1 protein-coding gene is annotated in these 778 nt (G+C 32.8%); it reads right to left on the reverse strand.

All coding sequences use genetic code 11. The annotated features are described in order from the left end of the window. The coding region (locus BFJ87_RS14210; protein WP_139344260.1) for a hypothetical protein at positions 1-655 on the reverse strand (655 nt) is incomplete at its 3' end. Between the last annotated feature and the right edge of the window lie 123 nt (positions 656-778).

Here is a 778-nt window from a genome sequence, read left to right on the forward strand (position 1 = left end):
TACCGTCAGAAGCTGAACTTATATTATTTATGGTATTACGGTAAAACTCACCTTTATAAAATCCTTTAGATTGTGGGAGCATATTAACTCTAAATGCTATACCTCTGGCGTTAGATGTAGAATGGTAATTATGTACGTTTAAATCTGCAAAATAAAAACTTTGTTGTCCTCTTAACCAAATTAACCTCCCGTAAGTATCTGTACCATCAAACTCACCATTATAAAATCTTGGATTTAAATTGTAAAATGTAAAAATATAATCTACATCAAACGTATTTATTCTAAAATTAGAATTGCTAGTAGTTTCTATTTTTGCTCCGTTTAAATTCCAGTCAAAATTACCTTCTCTTTTGTATGTAGATGGTTTATTTTTAATATAAGAACCTTTTGGACTTGCATTTGCTATTTCTATATTATTAATAGTAGCATCAATAGCATCAGAATCGTCTATTCCGTCTCCAGAAATAGCCCCAAAAACCTCTATACTTAATCTAGATTTATCATATACTTGAGTAAAACTGGTAGAGGCTGAAAAGGCTTGTTTATAGGTATTTTCTACGTACGCATTGTTTAGGTTAATATTTTGACCTGTAATTACACCACCAGCAGGCTCTATAGTTTGGTTAGCAGCAAACGTACAATTGTTACACTGCATCTTATCCACATCTGCCGCTGCCGACGACCTTCCGCGTTTATCTCTCTGTGGTACCGCTACCTATACACAAAAAAAAATAAACAAAAAAAGAACAATACACCAACCACCCAAAAAACCAAAAAA

It is taken from the genome of Cellulophaga omnivescoria (genome assembly GCF_001999725.1).
Classification (GTDB): domain Bacteria; phylum Bacteroidota; class Bacteroidia; order Flavobacteriales; family Flavobacteriaceae; genus Cellulophaga; species Cellulophaga omnivescoria.